The organism is Nocardioides sp. GCM10023255 (assembly GCF_042653125.1).
In the GTDB taxonomy this organism is placed as follows: Bacteria; Actinomycetota; Actinomycetes; order Propionibacteriales; family Nocardioidaceae; genus Nocardioides.
In genome coordinates this window covers 311416-327349 of record NZ_JBHSHU010000009.1, presented here as the reverse complement: position 1 = coordinate 327349, position 15934 = coordinate 311416, and the positions used below count along the sequence as shown (strand labels likewise).

The window sequence follows — 15934 nt, the reverse complement described above, 5'->3', positions numbered from 1 at the left end:
GCGCTCAGGCCTTGTCGTCCTCGTCGAGGTCGACGACCTCGGCGGGGTTGTCCGGCGTGGTGACCGGGTGCGGCGACTCGGCCTGGTCGGCGAGTGCCTCGTCCGGCGAGGAGCCGGCGCTGTCGTCCTCGCCCTCCTCGGCGCCCGACATCGGGGCGGCCGGGGTCGCCGGAGCGGCGGGCGGCGTGGGAGCCGGCGCAGGAGTGGGCACGTAGGACGACTGCCAGTTGTCGCTGGCCCCGCCGCCCTGGAGCTTCTTGGCCACGAAGCCGAGCGCGGCGGCGATGCCACCGATGAGCACGATCTTCTTGAGCTTGCTCCCCTTCTTCTTCTCGGGGTTGAGCTCGGCGGCCTTGGCGGCGGCGAGGTCGCGGCCCTCGGCGGCCTTCTCGGCGGCGTAGCTGGCGCCCTGGGCGACCTTCTCGGTGGCGATCGCCGCACCCGCCGCGACCACCGGGGCGGCCTTGGCGCGGGCGTCGGCCAGCACGGGGGCGGCCTTGTCACGGGCGTCGGCGAGGTAGGGCGCGGCCTTCTCGCGGGCGTCCGCCACGTAGGGAGCCGCCTTGGCACGGGCGTCGGCCAGCGCGGGCGCGGCCTTCTCCCGGGCGTCGGCGAGGTACGGCGCGGCCTTGTCGCGTGCCTCGGCCAGCGCCGGGGCGGCCTTCTCGCGCGCCTCGGCGAGCAGCGGCAGCGCACGCTCCTTGGCGTCCAGGGCAGCGGCCTTGGCGGTCTCGGCGGCCGACTCGAGCTGCGGCCGGACCGTGTCGACGTACTCGGAGGCTTGATCGATCAGCGACTTCTTCTTGCGCAGGCCCATGGGCGTGACACTTCCTTCTCGTCGTGTGACTTCCATTCGATCATGTCTGACCCGACCCAACCAGCGCCCCGTCGTCTTGCCCACCGTGCTGCCGGCCGTGTTGCGGGGCGTCTTGCCGCGCGTGCGAGGATCGGGCACAGACAGCATCGACGGTCACGTCGTACCCATTCCACGCGAGAGGCAGTCATGGCTGACCAGCAGGCCATTCTGAAGACAAACAAGGGTGACATCACGGTCAACCTGTTCCCCGACCACGCTCCCGAGACGGTCGCCAACTTCACCGGGCTGGCCGAGGGCACCAAGTCGTACGACGCCGGCAACGGCAGGACCGGTCCGTTCTACGACGGCCTGGGCTTCCACCGCGTGATCGAGGGCTTCATGATCCAGGGCGGCTGCCCGCTCGGCACCGGCACCGGCGGCCCGGGCTACACCTTCAAGGACGAGCCGCACCCCGAGCTCACCTTCGACAAGCCCTACCTGCTCGCGATGGCCAACGCCGGCCCGGGCACCAACGGCTCGCAGTTCTTCATCACCGTCGGTGCGACCACGTGGCTGAACTTCAAGCACACGATCTTCGGCGAGGTCGCCGACCAGGCCTCGCGCGACGTCGTCGACGCGATCGCCACGACCGCCACCGGCCCCGGTGACCGCCCGCTCGAGCCCGTGGTCATCGAGCACGTCGAGGTCGTGCGCTCCTGATCACCCCATTCGAATCCTCGCTGCGCTCCGGTTCGAACAGGGACCCCGCATGAGCGAGCAGCCAGCTCCCGCGACCGGGGTGCCGACGTGCTACCGGCACCCCGGCCGGGAGTCCTACATCCGTTGCCAGCGCTGCGACCGGCCGATCTGCCCGGACTGCATGCGCGATGCCGCCGTGGGCTTCCAGTGCCCCCAGTGCGTGGCGGAGGGTGCGAAGAACACCCGCAGCGGACGGACGGCGTACGGCGGGCTGCGGCCCGGCAACGCCGGCATCACGTCGATGGTGCTGATCGGGATCAACGCCGCGGTGTGGCTGCTGGTGATGGCCACCGGGGGGTCGGCCAGCGCGCTGCTCAACAAGCTGATGCTGCTGCCCACCGGGCGCTGCGTCTCCTCGCAGCGGCCGGATCTGTACTTCCCCAGCATCGGCAGCGAGACCGCCTGTGCGTCGACCGGCCAGGGTGACTGGGTCCCCGGGGTCAGCGACGGCGCGTGGTGGCAGCTGTTCACCAGCGCCTTCACCCACGTCGAGATCTGGCACATCGGCTTCAACATGCTGGCCCTGTGGTTCCTCGGGCCGCAGCTGGAGCTCGCGGTCGGCCGGGCCCGGTTCCTGGCGCTCTACCTGCTCTCCGCCCTGGCCGGCTCGACGCTGGTCTATTGGGTGGCCCCCGTCGACGGCTCCACGCTGGGCGCCTCCGGGGCGATCTTCGGCCTGATGGGCGCGCTGCTGGTCATCGCCTTCAAGGTGGGCGGCAACGTGCAGCCGATCCTGGCCTGGATCGGGATCAACTTCCTCTTCACCGTGGTCGGGCGCGGCTTCATCTCCTGGCAGGGCCACCTCGGCGGCTTCGTCGGCGGCGCGCTGATCGCCGTCGTCCTCGCCTACGCGCCGCGGGCCCACCGCACCCTGTGGCAGTCGTTCGGCCTCGGCGTCATCGCGGCCGCGCTCGTGGTCGCCGTCCTGCTGCGCACCGCCGCCCTGACCTGACGCCGACCCGTCGCGGCTTCACGCGCGGAGGGCGTCGACCCGTCGCAGTTTCACGCCCGGATGGGTCGAGCGCTTGTGGACAACCGGCGACGACAGCTCGCGGCCTGTGGACATGCGACCCCCGCCAGGGTTCATCCACAGGAACCTGGGGATGAACTGCCCCTCTGTCCACAGGTGAGCAACGCCGTCCGGCCGGCGCCCGATCCGGGTCGCTCCCGGCGTACCCAGTTCTGGGTATGCGCCCGTGACACCGCCTGCGAGCAGCGCCATCGTTGCGGCACGTTGTGCACAACTGTGGAATCACCTGTGGAGAACTACATCCGTGTAGTTCTCCACAGAGTTGTCCCCAGCTGTGTAGGAACCCCGCCGGACACGCGGCACATCCAGCCTTCGTGAGGCTGTGGAGAACCAGCCGGCCCTGACCTCGACCCGGCCCCTGTGCGCGCCGTCCCGATGTCGACCCGGGGGCCGGTCCACCCCATTCTCGGGTAAGTGAGTTGACTTTGGTAGGTTTCCTCGTCGTTCCCACCCACACCCGAACGATGAGGAGCGCCCGTGGCTGCGCTGACCGGCTCCGACGCCGTCGAGCTCGCGGTGGCGGACACCCGCCTCCGGCCGAGCCCCTGGCGGACGTTCCGCCGTGACCGGGCCGCGATGCTCGGCCTGGCCGTCGTGGTCGCCGCGTTCCTGGTCGCCCTCGCCGCCCCGTGGGTCGCGCGCCTGGGCGGGCACGACCCGTTCACGTACGACGCCTCGGCGCTCGCCGACGACGGCTCGCCGATCGGGCCCTTCGGTGGGGTCAGTGCCCGGCACTGGTTCGGGGCTGAGCCGCTCACCGGCCGCGACCTGTTCGCCGTCGTGGTGCACGGCGCCCGCACCTCGATCCTGGTGGGCCTGGCGGCCACGATCGTCTCGGTGACCATCGGAGTCCTGCTCGGCACCAGCGCGGCGCTCCTCGGCGGCGCCTACGACCACGTGGTCAGCCGCGGGACCGACGTCCTGCTCGGCTTCCCCAGCCTGATCTTCATGATCGCGCTGGGCGCGCTCGCTCCCGCGGCCGTCCCGAAGTGGTTGCTCGTGGTGGGCGTGATCGGCCTCTTCGGCTGGCCTCCGGTCGCGCGGGTGGTGCGCGCGCAGTCGCTCACGCTGATGCAGCGGGACTTCACCCAGGCCTCCCGGGCGATGGGCGCAGGGCCGTGGCACGTGCTCCGCGAGCAGCTGCTGCCCAACCTGTGGGGCACCATCATCGTGTTCGCGACCATGGCCATCCCCGGCAACATCGGTGCCGAGGCCGCCCTGTCCTTCCTCGGGGTCGGGGTGCCGCCACCGACACCCGCGTGGGGACGCACCATCGGCACCGCGGTCGGCTGGATCGCCACCGACCCCTGGTACCTGCTCTGGCCGGCGCTCGCGCTCTTCGCGGTCACCTGGGCCTTCAACCTGGTCGGCGACGGGCTCCGCGACGCCCTGGACCCGCGCCTGGCGGGGGAACGATGACCACGACGTCGTACCTCCTGCGGCGGGTGCTCGCCGCCGTCCTGGTGCTGCTGGCGATCACCGCCCTCACCTTCCTGGTCTTCCACCTGCTGCCCAGCGACGTGTCGCAGGCGTCGTGCGGCAAGCCCTGCACCACCGAACGCCGTGAGACCGTGCGGCACTTCCTGGGCTACGACCAGCCGGTGCTGGTGCAGCTCGGGGAGTTCCTGCGCGGGATCTTCGTGGGGCGCGACTACGGCTCCGGCGGCGCCACCGTGCACTGCTCGGCCCCGTGCTTCGGCTACTCGTTCCGGCTCAACGAACCGGTCACCACCCTGATCTGGGACCGGTTCGGCGTGACCGCCTCGATCGCGGTGGGCGCGGCCCTCCTCTGGACGCTCGTGGGCGTCACCTCCGGCGTCGTCGCAGCGCTGCGGCGCAACAGCTGGGTCGACCGGGCCGCGATGGCCTCCACGGTCGTCGGGGTCTCGGCCCCGACCTACCTCGTCGGGCTGGTCGGTATCTACGTCCTGGGGTTCCGGCTCGACGTCGTCCCGGTCGGCGGCTACGTGCCGCTGGGCGACGGGCTGGTGACGTGGGCCTGGCACCTGGTGCTGCCGTGGTGCGTCCTCGCGGTCGCCAGCTCGGCGGTCTACACCCGGCTGACCCGCACCCAGATGCTCGACGTGCTCGAGGAGAACTTCGTGCGGACGGCCCGCGCGAAGGGCCTCTCCGAGCGCCGGGTGGTCACGCACCATGCGCTTCGCAACGCGCTGCTCCCGGTCGTCACCATCTTCGGCCTCGACCTCGGCGGCCTGCTCGGCGGCGCGGTCATCACCGAGAAGATCTTCAGCATGCAGGGCCTCGGCGCACTGCTGGTGGACTCCGTCGGCAACCTCGACCTCCAGGTCGTCCTCGGCGTGACGCTCTTCTCGGCCTTCCTCATCGTCCTGGCCAACCTGGCCGTGGACCTCGCCTACGTCCGTCTCGACCCGCGCGTGGCGCGGCGCGGCTGACCCATCCACCCCCACGAGAAAGAACGACCCGTGAATCGCACCCTCATCTCCCTGGCGACGACCGCAGTCCTGGCCTTCACCGCGGCCGGCTGCAACGCCAACAGCCAGGACGACTCGTCCGCCACCCAGGGCTTCCACCGCGGTGGCACCCTGACCATCTACACCTCGTCCACCGAGCAGAGCTTCGACCCGGCCAAGAGCCAGAGCCTGGCGATCACCTCGCAGGGGCTGGTGCACCGCCGGCTCACCACCTGGGACATCCGCCCCGGCCAGCCGCCGGAGGTCGTCCCCGACCTGGCGACCGACACCGGCACGGCCAGTGACGGTGGCCGCACCTGGACCTTCACGCTCAAGCCCGGACTGACGTTCTCCAACGGGGACCCGATCACGTCGGCCGACATCAAGTACGGCCTCGAGCGCTCCTTCGCGCCCGAGCTCTCCGGCGGACTCGGCTACCACAAGACGCTGCTCGTCGGCGGGGACGACTACACCGGGCCCTACCGGGGCAAGGAGCTGGACTCGATCGAGACCCCGGACGACCGCACCATCGTCTTCAAGCTCGACACGCCGTACGGCGACTGGCCCTGGATCGCCTCGATGCCGGCGTTCGCGCCGGTGCCGAAGGCCGAGGACACCGACCCCGCGACGTACGGCAGCGACCCGGTCGCGTCCGGCCCCTACGAGGTGGCCGAGAACGAGCCCGGCACGGCGGTCACCCTCGAACGCAACCCCGAGTGGAGCACGGAGACCGACGACGTGCGCCTCGGCGGGCCGGACGAGATCGTCTTCAAGCTGGGCCAGGAGGACACCGTCGCCGCGCAGCAGCTGATCGCCGACAGCGGCGAGGCCAGGGCCGCGTTCGGTGCGGGCTTCGTCCCGCCCGCGCAGCTGAAGCAGATCACGAGCAACCCGTCGGCGAAGGCGCGCCTGGCGCTGTCCGACCCCGGCGCCCTGGAGTACCTCGCGATCAACAACCAGCGGCCCGGCCTCGACGACGTCAAGGTCCGCCAGGCCATCGAGTACGCCGTCGACAAGCGCGCGTTCCAGCTCGCGGCCGGTGGCTCGCAGGGCGGCGAGCTGGCGACCACGCTGATCACCCCGGGCATCCCCGGCCGCGAGGAGTACGACCTGTACCCCGCGCCGGAGACCGGCGACGTCGCGAAGGCCAAGGAGCTGCTCGGCTCGACGAAGCTCGACCTGACGCTGGTCACCCCCAACGACGGTCAGTCGGTCGCCCGCGCCGAGGCGATCCAGCAGGGACTGCAGCGGGCGGGGATCAAGGTCACGATCGACCCGCAGGACGAGAACGTCTACTACGACACGATCACCGGCGACCGGGGCGACTACGACCTGGCGGTGAGCAGCTGGCAGCCGGACTTCCCCAGCGCGAACGGCAACATCTCGCCGCTGTTCGACTCCAGCCAGATCGGGGGCGGCAGCTACAACCTGTCGCGGTACTCGGACAAGCAGGTGGACGCCCTGATCGCGAAGGCCACGGGTGAGGTGGACGCGGCGGCGGCGCAGGAGGCCTGGGCACAGGCGGACCGGCTGATCATGGAGGACGCCCCCGTCGTGCCCCTGCTCTACACGCGCAACGCGTTCCTGCGCGGCTCGGACGTGCAGAACTTCGACGTGTCCGGGTTCCCGAACTACCCGAACTACCTGCGCACCTCGCTGGCGCAGTGACCCCCGTGACCGAGCCGCTGCTCAGCATCCGTGACCTGACCGTCGCGTTCCCCGACGGCCGGCGCGGGCCGCGCCGTGTGGTGCACGGGATCGACCTCGACGTGCCCCGCGGCCGGGTCGTGGCCGTCGTCGGCGAGTCGGGCTCCGGCAAGTCGGTCACCGCGCAGTCCGTCCTCCGCCTGCACGCCCCCGGCGTGCAGGTGGGGGGCCGGGTGCTGCTCGACGGGGTGGACCTCCTCACCCTCGACGACGCGTCGTTGCGCGCGGTGCGGGGCGCCCGTGTCGGCACCGTCTTCCAGGAGCCGATGGCCGCCTGGAACCCGGTGCACACCATCGGCCGGCAGCTGCGGGAGGCCCTGCAGGCCCACGAGCGGTCCGGTGGCACCGCGGACAGGATCCACGAGCTGCTGGGCGCGGCCGGCCTCGACGACCCGGGACGGGTGGCGTCGGCGTACCCCCACCAGCTGTCGGGTGGGCAGCTGCAGCGGGCCATGATCGCGATGGCGACCAGCCGTGGTCCCGAGCTGTTGATCGCTGACGAACCGACCACGGCGCTCGACGTGACCGTGCAGGCCGGCGTGCTGGACCTGCTCCGCGGCCTCGCCGCCGGCGGGACCGCGATCCTGCTGATCACCCACGACATGGGGGTGGTCGCCGACCTCGCCGACGACGTGGTGGTGATGGAGAAGGGGAGGGTCGTGGAGCGCGGTCGGGCCGCCTCGGTGCTGCTCGACCCGCAGGAGCCCTACACGCGCAGCCTGCTGGCGGCGGTGCCGACGCTGCCCGCGGCCGGCGCACCCGCTCCCGACCGGGGGGCCGGAGGTACGGCGGTCGTGGCCCGCCTCGAGCAGGTCGGTGTCACCTACGGCGACACCCGGCTGCGTCGCGGGACCGGGACGCACGCGGTGCGCGGCGTGGACCTCGTCCTGAGCCGGGGGGAGACCCTCGGTCTGGTCGGGGAGTCAGGGTCGGGCAAGTCGACCCTCGGGCGCTGCCTGAGCGGGCTGGTCCGGCCGACGGCGGGCAGGGCGCTGCTCGACGGCGCCGACCTGGCAGCGACGGGTCGGCGCGGCCAGCGCGAGCTGCTGCGGCAGGTCGGCATCGTCTTCCAGGACCCGAGCTCGTCGTTGAACCCCAGGCACCCGGTGGGCCGCTCGATCAGCGAGCCGCTGCGGCTGGCCTCCTGGTCGGCGCCCCAGGCCCGGGCACGCGTGGAGGAGCTGCTGGAGGCGGTCGACCTCGACCGGTCGTACGCCCAGCGGTTCCCGCACCAGCTGTCCGGTGGACAGCGTCAGCGGGTCGCGATCGCTCGCGCGCTGGCGCTCAGCCCGCAACTGCTCGTCGCCGACGAGCCGACCAGCGCGCTCGACGTGTCGGTGCAGGCCACGGTGCTCGCGCTGCTGCGTCGCCTGCAGGCCGAGATCGGCTTCGCCTGCCTCCTGGTCACCCACGACCTGGCGGTCGTCGGCGCCGTCGCCGACCGGGTGGCGGTGATGCGCGACGGCGTGGTCGTGGAGGAGGGTGAGACCCACCGGGTGCTGACCCGCCCGGAGCACGAGTACACGGCCCGGCTGCTCGCGGCCGCGCCGGTCGCCGACCCGGTGCTGCAGCGGCAGCGCCGTACCGCCCGGGCCGTCCCGGCGTGAAGCTGCGACGGGTCGACGACCTCAGGCGTGAAACTGCGACGGGTCGACGTTCCCTACGCGTGAAGCTGCGACGGGTCGGTCACTCCCAGCGGGTCGCGTAGGTGAAGCCGACGGCCATGAAGCCGATGCCGACCAGCAGGTTCTTCTGGCCGAGGTCGTCGAAGATCGGCAGCCGGCTGAGGTCGTCGCTGATGATGTAGAAGGTGCAGATCCACAGCAGGCCGATCAGGAAGCAGCCCAGCATCCCGACCACGACGCCGCGGCCGCGGCCGAGCGGGGTCGAGGGGTGGGCGGCGATCACCAGGCCGAGCATGATCGCGCCGAAGCCGATCAGGTAGTTCCAGTCACCCAGGTCCGCCATCCACGCCGGGCTGCCCGGGTCGGGCGCGGGGACCACGGTCGGGTCGACCCGGACCGCGGCGTAGTAGTACGCCATCCACGCGATGCCCAGGACGACGAGCAGCAGCGAGACGACGAACCGCGCCGAGAACACCGGTCCCCGGGTCGGGTCGAGAAAGTCCGGCTGCTTGGCCTTCGGCTTGGACACGAGCTGCTCCTCGGTGGTGGGCCCTGACGGGTCCTGTCTCTGGTCCTGCTACGGGGCGTGCTCCTGCGCACGCGCCGGTGACGCGTCGTCACAGGTCGCGGGCTACCTTAGTCGGCGTGACCCCTGGATCCCACGCGCGGCCCGCCGACGACGGGTCCGGGCGACCCGGCCGTCCGCGCCGCCCCCGCCGGCCCTGGAGCTGGTGGCGGGTCGGCACCCCGGTGGTGGTCCTGCTGTGCGGCGGGCTGTTCATCGTGAGCGGGCTCAACAGCCACGGCACCGACCTGCGCCCGGGGCGCTACACCGACCTGGCGTCCCTGGTGAGCAGCCAGGCCAGGCAGTACGGCGCTCTGCAGCAGCGGGTCAAGGACCTCAACTCCGACGTCGCCACGCTCACCGACGCGATGGACGACCGGCAGGTCCAGCGCTACCAGCAGCGCATCGAGACGCTCAAGGACCCCGCCGGGCTGGTGCCCCGCACCGGGCCGGGCGTCACCGTCACCCTGTCCGACGCCCCCGAGGACGTCATCAACAACAGCAGCGTCGAGGTGAAGTACCTCATCGTGCACCAGCAGGACATCCAGGCCGTGGTCAACGCGATGTGGAAGGCCGGCGCCACCGCGGTCACCGTCAACGGACAGCGGGTCGTCACGACCACGGGCATCAAGTGCGAGGGCAACTCCGTGCAGCTGCAGGGTGTGCCCTACCCCCAGCCCTACGTCATCTCCGCGGTGGGTGACCAGGCGGCGCTGCTGACCTCCATCGACAGCGACGAGTACCTCCAGGTCTACCGCGAGCAGGCCGCCGACCCGTCGATCTCGGTCGGGTGGGACCTCCAGCTGGAGGACAGCATCACCGCACCGGCGTACGACGGGCTGCTCAGCCTGGACTACGCCAAGCCGCTCGACTGACCGGCTCCGGTCAGCCCTGGCGGCCCGGCGGCAGCCCGCTGCGCTGCGTGGTGGGCGGCTCGGTGGGCAGCGTCGGGGACTCCGAGGGCGACTCGCTCGGCGAGGGCGACTCGCTCGGGGGCTGGTAGGTCGACACCACGATGGTGACCGTGGAGCCCTCCGAGGCCGTCTCGCCGCCGGCCGGGCTCTGGTCGATCACCGTGCCGGCGGGCTCGGTCGTGTTGTCCGACTCGAGGACCTTCGGGCTGAACCCGGCGTCGCGCACCTTCTTCTCCGCCTCGGCCTGCTTGAGGCCGACCACGTCCGGCACCTTCTCCGGGCCGTCGGAGTACATCACCGTGACGGTCGTGCCCTGCGGGACGTTCTCGCCGCCCGCGGGCGTGGTCGAGAGGACCTGTCCCTGCGGCTCGTCGGAGTCCTGCTCCTTGAGCACCGGCTTGAGCTTGGCGCTGCGCAGCGTGGCGGCGGCGGCGTCCTTGTCCTGGCCCACCACCGACGGCACGGTCACCAGCGGCTTGCCGGTCGAGACCACGAAGTCGATGTCCGAGCCGGGGTCGACGTACTGGTCGCGGTTGGGGTCCTGGCTGATGACCTTGTCCTTGGCCACGTCCTGGTCGGCCTGGTAGTCGACCCGGCCCACCCCGAGCCCGGCGTCGCCGATCGCGGCGCGGGCCTGCTGCTCGGTGAGCCCGATCAGGTTGGGCACCTGCGTCTGCTCGACCGGCTGCTCGAACATCCGCGGCAGCAGGAACGCGGCGCCGGCGATGAGCGCGACCACCAGGATGCCGAGGGCCACGAGCAGGCCGGCCCGACCGCGCCGGTCGTCGTCGTCCGACGGGGGTACGGCGGGCCGCACCGCGGTCGCGTCGACCGGCGGCTCGACCGGGGGGATCACGCTGGTCGGGGGAGCCGGGGGCACCACCGCGTGCACCGGACGACCGGCGAGGTAGCGCTCGATGTCGCTGCGCATCGCCGCGGCCGACTGGTAGCGGTCCTCGAGCCGCTTGGCGAGCGCCTTCATCACGATGGCGTCGATCTCCGGCGGCAGGTCGGTGTCGTGGTCCGACGGCGGGGCGGCCGGCTCGCGGACGTGCTGGTAGGCCACCGCCACCGGGCTGTCGCCGACGAACGGCGGGCGGCCGGTGAGCAGCTCGTAGAGCAGGCACCCGGCGGAGTAGACGTCCGAGCGCGAGTCGACGGTCTCCCCGCGCGCCTGCTCCGGGGAGAGGTACTGCGCGGTGCCGACCACCGCGGCGGTCTGGGTCATCGTCGAGGAGGCGTCACTGATCGCGCGGGCGATGCCGAAGTCCATGACCTTCACGTCGCCGCTGGGCGTGAGCATCACGTTGCCGGGCTTGATGTCGCGGTGGATGATCCCGGCGCGGTGGCTGTAGTCGAGCGCGGACAGCACGCCGCTGGTGATCTCCAGGGCCCGCTCGGGGAGGATCTTGCGGCCCTCACGCAGGATGTCGCGCAGCGTCCGCCCGGCGACGTACTCCATCACGATGTAGGGCTGCGCGACGTCGGACCCGTCGGTCGACATCTCCTCGCCGGTGTCGTAGACCGCCACGATCGCGGGGTGGTTGAGCGAGGCCGAGGACTGAGCCTCGCGCCGGAAGCGGGCCTGGAACGTCGCGTCGCTGGCGAGGTCGGTGCGCAGTCGCTTCACGGCGACGACCCGGCCGAGGCGGGTGTCGATGCCCTTGCGGACCTCGGCCATGCCGCCTCGTCCGAGGAGCTCGCCGAGCTCGTAGCGACCACCGACCACGGTCGGCTGTGCGTTGCTCATCAGCGGGCGTCCCTTCCGTCGAGCGCACTGGGTGCGGAGGTGGTGGGGGTGCTGCTGGTGGGAGCCGTGCTGGCCGGCGCCTGGCTGGCCGGCGCCGTGGTCGTCTGGCTCGGGCTCGGTGCCGTCGTCGAGGGGCTCTCGGTGGGGGACGACGTGGCCGAGGAGGAGGGCGACTCGGACGGGGTCGTGGACGGCGAGGTGCTCGACGGCGTCGAGGAGGGGCTCTTCGACGGGCTCTTCGAGGGGGTCGACGACGAGGGGGTCCGGGTGGGCTCCTGCGACGGCGACTGGCTGCGTGAGCGCGAGGGGCTGGGCGTCGGGTTCTCGGTCGGCCCGGTCTGGTCGCCCTCGCCGCCGAGGACCAGGAACCCGATGACGAGCGCGGCCAGCACCACGAACGCGCCGACGAGCAGCCACAGGGCGTTGCGGCGACCGCCTCGGCCCGACCCCTCACCGGAGGTGCCGGGGGTGGGCGCAGGAGTGGGGGTCGGGTCCGCGGCGGCCGCAGCAGCGGCTCCGCCCGCAGCAGCGGCTCCGCCCGCGGCAGCGGCGGCACCGGCCGCGCCGCCCGCGATGACCTGGGTGCTCTCGGTGTCCGGGGGCATCACCAGCGCGGTGGCGGCCGTGGCCGGGTCGCGCAGCGCGGCGGCGAAGGAGGCGCCGTCGGGGTAGCGGTCGCCGGGCTCCTTGGCCATCGCCTTGCGGACGACGGCCGCGAGGTCGGCGGGCACCTCGGGCGGCAGCGGCGGGACCGGCTCGCGCAGGTGGGCCAGCGCGGTGGCGATGGGCGTCTCGGCGACGAACGGGCGCCGACCGGCGAGGCACTCGAAGGCCACCACGCCGAGGGAGTAGACGTCGGAGGCCGGCGTGACGGTGGTGCCGCGGGCCTGCTCGGGCGAGAGGTACTGCGGGGTGCCCATCACCTGGCCGGTCTGGGTGAGCGCCAGGCCGTCGGCGGCGCGGGCGATCCCGAAGTCGGTGATCTTGACCTCGCGGGCCGGGGTGACCAGCAGGTTCGCGGGCTTGACGTCGCGGTGCACGATGCCGGCGTCGTGCGCCGCCCCGATGGCCGCGGCGGCCTGTGCCAGCAGGTCCCGGGCGACGTCGGGGTCCATCGGCGAGCCCGGGCGCAGCAGGTTGGAGAGCGGCTGGCCGTCGACCAGCTCCATCACCAGGTAGGGCCTCGGGGCGTCCGACCCGTCGGTCGGGGCCGCCTCGCCGAAGTCGAAGACGGCCGCGATGCCCGGGTGGTGCAGTGAGCCTGCGTGCCGGGCCTCGGTCTCGAAGCGGGACCGGAACGACTCGTCGTCGGCGTACTCGCCCTTGAGCAGCTTGATCGCGACCTCGCGACCCAGCACGGTGTCGGTGCCCCGCCAGACCTCACCCATCCCGCCGGTGGCGATCCGGGAGTCCAGCCGGTAGCGGCGACCGTCGTCGGCGTACCCGAAGTCCTGCTCTCCCTGGTTGTCGGGGCTCACTTGATCACCGCCTCCATGACCGCCTTGGCGATGGGACCGCCGAGCATGCCGCCGGCGATCTCGCCGCGGGGGATGTCGGCCTTCTGGATCATGACCGCCACGGCCACCTGCGGGTCGTCGGCGGGGGCGAAGGAGATGAACCAGGCGTACGGCGGCACGTCCTCGATGCCGCTCTGGGCGGTGCCGGTCTTGCCGGCCACGTCGATGCCCGGGATGGCGGCGGGGCTGGCGGTGCCGTTGCTGACCGTGGAGACGAGCAGCTTGGTCAGCTCGCTGGCCGTCGACGCCGAGACCGCGCGCGAGAGCTCGCTGGGCTCGGTCTTGTCGAGCACGTCGAGCTCGGGCGACTGCACCTCGTCGACGACGTAGGGCCGCATGACCGTGCCACCGTTGGCGATGCCGGCCGCGACCATCGCCATCTGCAGCGGGGTGGCGGCGACCTCGTACTGGCCGATGCCGCTCTGGCCGACCTGCGCCTCGTTCATGTCGGTCGGGAAGTTCGACTCCGCCTGCGGGCCGAGGTCCTCGAGGTAGTGGCTGTTGAAGCCGAACGCCTCGGCCTGCTTCTGCATCCCCTCGGCGCCGACCTCGTTGGCGAGCGCGGCGAAGGTGGTGTTGCAGGAGTTCTCCATCGCCTGGGCGAACGGGATCCGGTTGGTGCCGCAGTCGCGGCCCTCGTTGTCGATCAGGCCGGACTCGCCGCTGGTGAGCGGCAGCTGGTACGTCGCGCCGCCGGGCACCTGGGAGTCGGCGTCGTAGCTGCCGCTCTCGATCGCGGCGGCGGCGGTGACGACCTTGAACGTCGAGCCGGGTGGCAGCCGGGTCTGGATGGCCCGGTTGACCAGCGGGTCGGAGTCGTCGGCGTTCAGCTGGTCGTAGGCCTTGCCGGCCGCGCCGAAGTCGTGGGAGGCGAGCTTGTTGGGGTCGTAGCTGGGCAGCGAGACCATCGCCAGGATCTTGCCGGTGTTGGGCTCCAGCGCCACCACCGAGCCCTCGACGTCGCCGGGCAGCGCGCTCAGCCCGTCGTAGGCGGCGGTCTGGGCCGCGGGGTTGATGGTCAGCTCGACGCTGCCGCCCTTGGACGAGTCGTTGCTCAGCAGGTCGACGAGCTTGGTCACGAACAGCAGCGAGTCGTCACCGGAGAGCACGTCGTTCTGCGACTGCTCGATCCCGGTCTGGCTGTAGTAGGAGAACCACCCGGTGAGCGGGGCGTACTTGAACGGCTGGGGGTAGGTGCGCTGGAACTTGTACTGGTCGTCGACCGGGACGCTCTGCGCGACCGGGTCGCGACCGACCAGGATCGCGCCCCGCTCGCGGGAGAAGGCCGCGGCGATGACCCGGCGGTTGCGGGGGTCCTTGTCCAGCGCTCCCGCCTTGTAGTACTGCAGGTACGTCGCGTTGAGCATCAGCGCCACGAACAGCAGCAGGCAGAAGATCGAGATGGTCCTGATGGGCTTGTTCACTGGATCTTCACCACCTGGGTCGCATCGCTGTCGGCCGAGTCGTCGTCACCGGAGAGGTCCGGGATCGGCCGGCGGGCCTGGTCGGAGATGCGGAGCAGCAACGCGATGATCACCCAGTTCGCGACGAGCGAGGACCCGCCGTAGGAGAGGAACGGTGTGGTGAGGCCGGTGAGCGGGATCAGGCGGGTGACACCGCCGATGACCACGAAGACCTGGAGCGTGAAGACGCCGGCCAGACCGGTCGCCATCAGCTTGCCGAACCCGTCGCGGCAGACCAGCGCGGCCCGCAGCGCCCGCTCGACCAGCAGGCCGTAGAGCAGCACCACCGCGATGACCGCGGTCAGGCCGAGCTCCTCGCCGATGGAGGCGATGATGAAGTCGGAGTTGGCGTAGGGCACCCGCTCGGGGCTGCCGTCGCCGAAGCCGCGGCCGATCAGGCCGCCCCAGCCCATCCCGAACATCGCCTCGACCGGCTGGAAGCTCAGGTCGCCGCGCTTGTCGTAGTAGTCGAACGGGCTCAGCCACACGTCGACGCGGATCGCGACGTGGCTGAACAGCTTGTAGGCCAGCAGCGCGCCGACCAGGAACAGCCCGCCTCCGACGACCAGCCAGCCGGGCCGCTCGGTGGCGACGTACAGCATGATCAGGAAGAGGCCGAAGAACAGCAGGCTGGAGCCGAGGTCGTGCTGGAAGACCAGGATGCCGAGGCTGACCACCCACATCGCCAGGATCGGCCCGAGGTCGCGGCCGCGCGGCAGGTCCACGAAGAGCACCCGCCGGCCGGCGAGCGCGAGCGCGTCGCGGTGCAGCACCAGGTAGCCGGCGAACGCGATGACGAGCAGGACCTTGGCGACCTCGCCGGGCTGGAAGCTGAACGGCCCGAGGTGGATCCAGATCCGGGCGCCGTTGATGGTCTTGCCGATCACCGGGAACATCGGCAGCAGCAGCAGCACGATGGCGGCCAGGCCGCTGGTGTAGGTGAAGCGCTGCAGCACCCGGTGGTCGCGCAGCAGGACGAGCGTGCCGACGAACAGCAGCACGCCCAGCGTCATCCAGATCAGCTGCTGCTGGGCGAAGCCGCCGTGGGTGACGTCGCTGCTGTCGGACTCGTAGGCCAGGTCGAGGCGGTGGATGACGGCCAGGCCGAGCCCGTTGAGCGCGGCCACGACCGGGAGCAGCACCGGGTCGGCGTACGGCGCGACGAACCGGACCACCACGTGGCAGCCGATGACGAGCAGCGCCAGCCAGCCGCCGTACCCGACGATGTCGGCGGGGACCTTGCCCTCGACCCCGATGCCGACGGCGGCGTACGCCCCGATGCCCACCGCGAGGGCGAGCACGAGCAGGAAGAGCTCCGCGCCCCGGCGACGCCGGTGCACGAATCCCAGGAAGGAGCCGGTGTTCTGGGCCATCGC

13 protein-coding genes are annotated in these 15934 nt (G+C 71.9%); 7 read left to right on the top strand and 6 right to left on the bottom strand.

The window, feature by feature from the left end; all coding sequences use genetic code 11:
* Positions 1–4: 4 nt before the first annotated feature.
* Entirely contained in the window at positions 5–817 is an 813-nt protein-coding gene (locus ACFO9I_RS15390; RefSeq protein WP_379182351.1) for a hypothetical protein, read from the bottom strand.
* A 186-nt stretch (positions 818–1003) separates the two neighbouring features.
* On the opposite strand from ACFO9I_RS15390, the gene ACFO9I_RS15385 reads away from it, so the two are divergent.
* The 6 genes from ACFO9I_RS15385 to ACFO9I_RS15360 all read left to right on the top strand — a co-directional run bounded on the left by ACFO9I_RS15385 (position 1004) and on the right by ACFO9I_RS15360 (position 8331).
* Positions 1004–1516: a peptidylprolyl isomerase gene (locus tag ACFO9I_RS15385; RefSeq protein ID WP_379182349.1), complete on the top strand. Its 513-nt coding sequence runs from the start codon at positions 1004–1006 to the stop codon at positions 1514–1516.
* Positions 1517–1565: 49 nt separating this feature from the next.
* On the top strand, positions 1566–2507 hold the full coding sequence (locus tag ACFO9I_RS15380) for a rhomboid family intramembrane serine protease (protein ID WP_379182347.1): 942 nt from the start codon (positions 1566–1568) through the stop codon (positions 2505–2507).
* Between the two features lie 555 nt (positions 2508–3062).
* Positions 3063–4004 (top strand): ABC transporter permease, encoded by a 942-nt coding sequence (locus ACFO9I_RS15375; RefSeq protein WP_379182345.1) that lies wholly within the window; start codon positions 3063–3065, stop codon positions 4002–4004.
* Positions 4001–4999 (top strand): ABC transporter permease, encoded by a 999-nt coding sequence (locus tag ACFO9I_RS15370; RefSeq protein ID WP_379182343.1) that lies wholly within the window; start codon positions 4001–4003, stop codon positions 4997–4999. Before ACFO9I_RS15375 ends, ACFO9I_RS15370 begins: the two co-directional genes overlap by 4 nt.
* A 30-nt stretch (positions 5000–5029) precedes the next feature.
* Positions 5030–6685, top strand: coding sequence for an ABC transporter substrate-binding protein (locus ACFO9I_RS15365; RefSeq protein WP_379182341.1), 1656 nt, complete (start codon positions 5030–5032; stop codon positions 6683–6685).
* Entirely contained in the window at positions 6682–8331 is a 1650-nt protein-coding gene (locus tag ACFO9I_RS15360) for a dipeptide ABC transporter ATP-binding protein (protein ID WP_379182339.1), read from the top strand. The genes ACFO9I_RS15365 and ACFO9I_RS15360 overlap by 4 nt, the downstream gene beginning before the upstream one ends.
* A 79-nt stretch (positions 8332–8410) precedes the next feature.
* On the opposite strand, the gene ACFO9I_RS15355 is transcribed toward ACFO9I_RS15360, so the two are convergent.
* Positions 8411–8878 (bottom strand): cell division protein CrgA, encoded by a 468-nt coding sequence (locus ACFO9I_RS15355; protein ID WP_379182337.1) that lies wholly within the window; start codon positions 8876–8878, stop codon positions 8411–8413.
* 116 nt (positions 8879–8994) lie between these two features.
* Between ACFO9I_RS15355 and ACFO9I_RS15350 the strand changes: the two genes are divergently transcribed.
* Positions 8995–9789 (top strand): DUF881 domain-containing protein, encoded by a 795-nt coding sequence (locus ACFO9I_RS15350; RefSeq protein WP_379182336.1) that lies wholly within the window; start codon positions 8995–8997, stop codon positions 9787–9789.
* Positions 9790–9799: 10 nt separating this feature from the next.
* Here the strand turns inward: ACFO9I_RS15350 and pknB are convergent, their stop codons facing one another.
* Genes pknB through ACFO9I_RS15330 form a run of 4 tightly spaced genes read right to left on the bottom strand, consistent with a single transcriptional unit; the run spans position 9800 to position 15931 of the window.
* Positions 9800–11578: a Stk1 family PASTA domain-containing Ser/Thr kinase gene (pknB, locus tag ACFO9I_RS15345; protein WP_379182334.1), complete on the bottom strand. Its 1779-nt coding sequence runs from the start codon at positions 11576–11578 to the stop codon at positions 9800–9802.
* Positions 11578–13056, bottom strand: a complete 1479-nt coding sequence (locus ACFO9I_RS15340; protein ID WP_379182332.1) for a serine/threonine-protein kinase — start codon at positions 13054–13056, stop codon at positions 11578–11580. The genes pknB and ACFO9I_RS15340 overlap by 1 nt, the downstream gene beginning before the upstream one ends.
* The gene (locus ACFO9I_RS15335; protein ID WP_379182330.1) at positions 13053–14519 is read right to left on the bottom strand and encodes a peptidoglycan D,D-transpeptidase FtsI family protein; all 1467 of its coding nucleotides are present in this window, start codon (positions 14517–14519) and stop codon (positions 13053–13055) included. Before ACFO9I_RS15335 ends, ACFO9I_RS15340 begins: the two co-directional genes overlap by 4 nt.
* On the bottom strand, positions 14516–15931 hold the full coding sequence (locus ACFO9I_RS15330) for an FtsW/RodA/SpoVE family cell cycle protein (protein ID WP_379182328.1): 1416 nt from the start codon (positions 15929–15931) through the stop codon (positions 14516–14518). Before ACFO9I_RS15330 ends, ACFO9I_RS15335 begins: the two co-directional genes overlap by 4 nt.
* Between the last annotated feature and the right edge of the window lie 3 nt (positions 15932–15934).